The sequence below is a fragment of the Blautia sp. CAG:257 genome, from assembly GCF_000433815.1.
Classification (GTDB): Bacteria; Bacillota; Clostridia; order Lachnospirales; family Lachnospiraceae; genus Blautia_A; species Blautia_A caecimuris.
In genome coordinates, this window is sequence record NZ_HF999084.1 from 4634 (window position 1) to 9743 (window position 5110).

Annotated in this window: 4 protein-coding genes; all 4 read left to right on the forward strand. The window is 43.5% G+C overall.

What is annotated here, in order from left to right:
• Positions 1-1719: ABC transporter permease (locus tag QVP40_RS10125; protein WP_288200472.1), on the forward strand; the 1719-nt coding region annotated here is incomplete at its 5' end.
• A 256-nt stretch (positions 1720-1975) separates the two neighbouring features.
• A complete protein-coding gene (locus QVP40_RS10130) occupies positions 1976-2878 on the forward strand; it encodes a C39 family peptidase (RefSeq protein ID WP_022068318.1) in 903 nt (300 codons plus the stop codon).
• Positions 2879-3046: 168 nt separating this feature from the next.
• Positions 3047-4483, forward strand: a complete 1437-nt coding sequence (locus tag QVP40_RS10135; RefSeq protein WP_022068319.1) for a YARHG domain-containing protein — start codon at positions 3047-3049, stop codon at positions 4481-4483.
• A 44-nt stretch (positions 4484-4527) separates the two neighbouring features.
• Positions 4528-5110 (forward strand): YigZ family protein (locus QVP40_RS10140; protein WP_288200473.1); only part of this gene is annotated, 583 nt, incomplete at its 3' end.

The window sequence follows — 5110 nt, forward strand, 5'->3', positions numbered from 1 at the left end:
TTTGTTCTGGGGCTGCTTCCGGGTATGTTTTTTCAGCAGGTGCTTACGTCCATGTTTATGGGAACCATGGATAAGGCATATCACCTGAAAGCAGAGATTTCCATATGGAATATCCTTCTGACACTGGGAATCTATCTGGTGATATTCTGGATCGCTCTTTTGCGGGCAGGAAGAAGACTGAAAAAACTGAATATCAGAGAACTGATGAACGCAGAAAGAGCAAATGAAGAAATCCGTCAGAAACATATTTCTGAAAAAACGCTTCTTTTTCCTCTGGCTGTGATCTATATCCTGATTTTTATGCTTCTTTTATGGAACAACAGAATCAACAATGCAAATGGAATTCCTCTGTGCCTGGGACTTTTTGTTTCCGTATATCTTCTGTACACAGGAATTGCAGCAGCCGTGTGCCGGTATGCAGACAAAGGCGGGCGAAAGATCTACAAGGGCGCCAATGTATTTCTGATCAGACAGTTTTCCTCCAAGATCCGTACCATGCAGTTTACTATGGGAACCCTGACTGTCCTTTTTACGGTGGCTCTTCTTGTAAGCAGCATTGCTCTTATGTTTATGGACTATCAGATCAATATGATGGAACAGGAAAATCCTTTTGATATTCTGCTGTTCAGTCCGGAAACAGAGGACAGACCTTTACTGGAAGAAAAGCAGAAGCTTCTGGAGGATTTTGGAGAAATTGAGGACGTCTATGTTTATTCCATTTATACAGATGGAGACACAGATATGAATGATTTCTTTTATGACAATCTTCCGTTCTTTCAAAGAGAAGGATATGAGGATCTGACAGCAGAGGGAGAGAACCCATCGTATTTTTCCTGTGACACATACATGAAGCTCAGTGATTATAATTCCCTGAGAAAGGCGGCAGGATACAGGACGGTTTCCTTAGAGGAGGGAACTTATCTGATCCATGCAAAAACAAGAGTAAAGGAAACTGCCCAAAAGGCGCTGAAAGAAACGCTGGTTCTTCCAAACGGAGAAGGACTGAAGGGAGCAGAGCTTTACACGGAAGGATTCTGCCAGTCAGGGTTAAACGGATCAGATTATCTGATCATTGTCAGCGATCAGGCGGCAGAAACACTGACACCGTACTATTCCCTTCTGGAGGCTCAGACCTCCGGAGTCATGAAAACAGGAGCGCTGGATGCTCTGGACAGTGCAGACGAAAGTTATGGTAAAAGGACGCTTGGAAATTCGGGAATGACTTATGAGGATTTTTACTGGGCTGACGGAACGGATGAAATATTTGTATACATGGCAGAAAATTTTGTCAAAGGGGAAATTCTTGATACTATGAATTTCATTATTACAGTAGTGGCCTATGCATGTATTTATACAGCGGTGGTATTTCTCTGTGTGGCTCTGACCGTTCTTTCTGTCCAGCAGCTTGGAGACTCCGGAAAATACCGGTTTCGGTATGATACGCTCAGGAAACTGGGACTTCGTCCGGAAAAAATACACAGTGTAATACGGAAACAGCTTTTGATCTACTATATGACTCCGTTTATGGTTTCTGCAGTGATCAGCTGGATCATAGTGAAGTACATCAGCGATTCCTTTGTTTTTTATACAGGGATCCGCCAGAACAGTATTCTGTATTTTGCAGGGGCAGCAGGGGCTGTGGCAGTTCTGTTTTTGATTTATTTTGCAGCTACTTATATTGGATTTAAGAGGAACATAGAAGAGAAGAAAATATGTTGAAAAGAGATACCGTGTGAGCAGTAACCTGGAAGGCATTTTGTCCTGTATGTCCCGGAGTTCGGGTATATATATGCTAAAATATTCCGCAGGATAGTGGGATGCGAATAGTAGTAAAAAAGTCTCTGTATTGTAATTTTATGTAAAATTGGTTACAGTACAGAGGCTTTTTTATGATATAATCTCATAGAGAATTGAAAAAAATACCGTTTTCGGGTCTGAAAAAATAAGAGAAGAACCGGATAAGGGAGGCTATACTGTGGAACAAAAGAAAACAGCAGATCATCCAGCATCTGACCGTCCCAGAAGTCCGGCTACAGAGGCCAGAATAAAGGAGAAAAACAGAAGAATCCTTATGACAGTTTCTCTGTTTGTATTTCTGGCGGCCGGAAACTTTCTGATGAGGGAAAATGATAGATGGAAGCTGAGGGAGACAACAGTCATTCCCACAGCAGTGATCGTAGAAGGGAAAACTACGGATCAGGCTCAAAGTGACAAAGAAGATACTTCTCCCCTGAGCGTGGAAGAGAAGATTTTTGCAGAACCGTCAAAATATCCGGCAAGCTTTCTGGATGCTTTGAGGCGAAATCCTGAGATTGCAGATTTTGTAGCTGCATATCCGGACACGGAGCAAAAAGCATTCGGAGGAATCCGGGAATCAGAGCTGCCGGAAAAGGTTCCGCTTTTTATCCAGTGGGACAAACGCTGGGGCTATGTGCCTTACGGACAGTCCAATGTAGGGATTTCCGGATGCGGGCCCACCTGTCTTTCCATGGTGCTTTACAGCCTGACAGGAGATAAAAATCTTACTCCTGATATGCTGGCGCAGCGGGCTATGGAGGACGGTTATTATGTGGAAGGAGTGGGAACCTCATGGCTTTTTATGGGGGATATCGCCAGGGAGTATGGAATTACAGTTAATCAGTTCCCTTCTGCGGATCTCCAGCAGATGGAAGAGACGGTGGACACCGGGGGGCTGATCATCTGCGCCGTGGGCCCCGGGGATTTTACTGATGAAGGTCATTTTATTGTGATCCGGGGGATTTCTGACGGAATGCTTACAATTAACGATCCTTTCAGCAAAGCTAACAGCAGAAAAAAATGGGATTACAATACGGTGGCGCCTCAGGTACTTCAGGTATGGACTTACGCGGCGCAATAGGAATACTTTGCGGATTCGGGATGAATTTAGTTGAGAGTATCTGCCTGGATATTCAACAAAGATCGGTAATGAGAATGCCGGATTGAGTGATCTTGGTATAATGAAACGGTGCATAAATAAACAGAGTATTCAGGGTGGAAAATTTAAAGAGTGTGGAAGGTGAACGATATGAAGAGAAAAATAAAAACAGTGCTTGTACTTATCAGTGCTATAAGCATGGCTTTTTTGCCGTGTATGACAGCAACGCCAAAAGCAGATTCATCGCTTACTGTTTTGTATAACCAGGAACATCTGGAACTGCCGGAGGATGCGCTGATAACTCAGAACCAGGTAATTCTGGTTTCCGTGGCAGATCTGGCAGAGAAACTTGGGGCAGGATTTTATTATAATAATCAGGATGCTTACGCAATTCAGTATCAGGGAAAAATTATGTTTGTAAAAAAAGATCAGTCAGAGATCCAGGTGGCACCTGAACAGGATCCAGAACAGCGAGAAACCTGCGAAATGCAGATTCCTGCATCGTTTGCGGATGGAAAACTAATGATTTCCTTTGAAGAATTTGCAAAAATATTTGGAATGAAATGGCAGTATGAGGAAGAAACGCAGACGGTTACTCTGACGGATGGGGAAAAAGAAGATGTGTCACAGGAGAGTGAAGCTGAAGATACTGGAAGCGCTCAGGTGAACATCTATGAACAATACAGGAAATTGATTGTAGAATATGAAGAAAGATATGGAGCAATTCAGGAAACTGACCGGGGAGATGGGCAGTATATTCTGGGTGGTCTGTGCTTTATGAAACTGGTGGATTTTGATCAGAATGGATCAGATGAGCTGCTTCTGGTTTATCAGGATGAGGTACAGAATACATTTTCAGGCCATTATACATTTGAAGTGTGGGGAGAGGAAATAGCTTCTGGAACGTCATCAATTAATATGCTGGATTCAGGTGAACTGTATCTGACAAATGGCGGTATTCAGACATTGACGCTGACAGAATATAATAACGAAAGATATCTGCTCACGGGAATGGCTGATGATGGTGCGGTCAATGATTATCATGGTTATGCTGAGGGGAAATTTGGAATAGTGCGCGAGGCAAAAAAACAGGCAGGCAACGGAGGACTTACATACAGCATCAATGGAAATATAGTTGACGAAGATCAGTGGAAAGCAGAAGAAGAGGCATGGCAGGCTTCAAAAATCACATATAGAGTGAATTATGGAGATTATTCAAATATTATCCAGACAGTTCAGGAGACAAAAACCACACTTGATATAAGCTCATCTTCACAGCCTCAGGAAGATCAGGAAACGGATGCAGCGGCAGACTACATTTTACCGGACAGTTCTCAGAAAAAAGTAACTCAGGAGCAGCTTGCAGGACTGACAAGTGAGCAGCTTTCACGGGCGAGAAATGAGATCTATGCCAGACATGGACGGAGATTTAAAACTCCGGAGCTGCAGCAGTATTTTGACAGCAAAGAATGGTATGTTCCTCAGTATTCGCCGGAAGAGTTTGATAAAATAGAGGATTCTGTTCTCAGCGAGGTGGAAAAGTATAATCTGGATCAGATCAAGGCTGTGGAAAAACAGAAATCCTGAACAGAAAAAACAGAAAGTAAATATAAAAACAGGAGACAAGATTTATGCTGGAAACATACAAGACCATATTAGAGGGCGGCTGTGGAGAGATCACAGAAAAAAAGTCCAGATTTATAGCAACTGTGCGCCCGGTAAAAACTGAGGAGGAAGCCCTGGCATTTCTGGAAGAAATGAAAAAAAAATATTGGGATGCAAGACATAACTGCTTTGTGTATTCGGTGGGATCAAACAGGGAATATACCAGATGCAGCGACGACGGGGAGCCCTCCGGAACGGCAGGACGTCCTATGCTGGATGTGATCCTGGGAGAAGATATTTATAATGTGGCAGTGGTTGTAACAAGATATTTCGGGGGAGTTCTGCTGGGAACAGGAGGACTTGTCCGGGCTTATTCCAGGGCGGTTCAGGAAGGTCTTGCAGCCAGCCGTATTATTGAGAAGAAAAAAGGAATCTGTCTCAGAGTAACCACGGATTATACAGGAGTGGGAAAGCTTCAGTATATTGCAGGCGAGAGGAGCCTGCCTGTTCTGAACAGCGAATATACAGACCGGGTAATCCTGGAGCTTCTGATTCCGTTTCAGGATGTGGATGAGGTACAGAAAGCCATTACGGAAAGCACAAACGGAA

Excerpts from the sequence above, each read along its gene's own strand:
- QVP40_RS10135 (WP_022068319.1), top strand. The coding sequence starts at position 3,047 with ATGAAGAGAAAAATAAAAACAGTGCTTGTACTTATCAGTGCTATAAGC.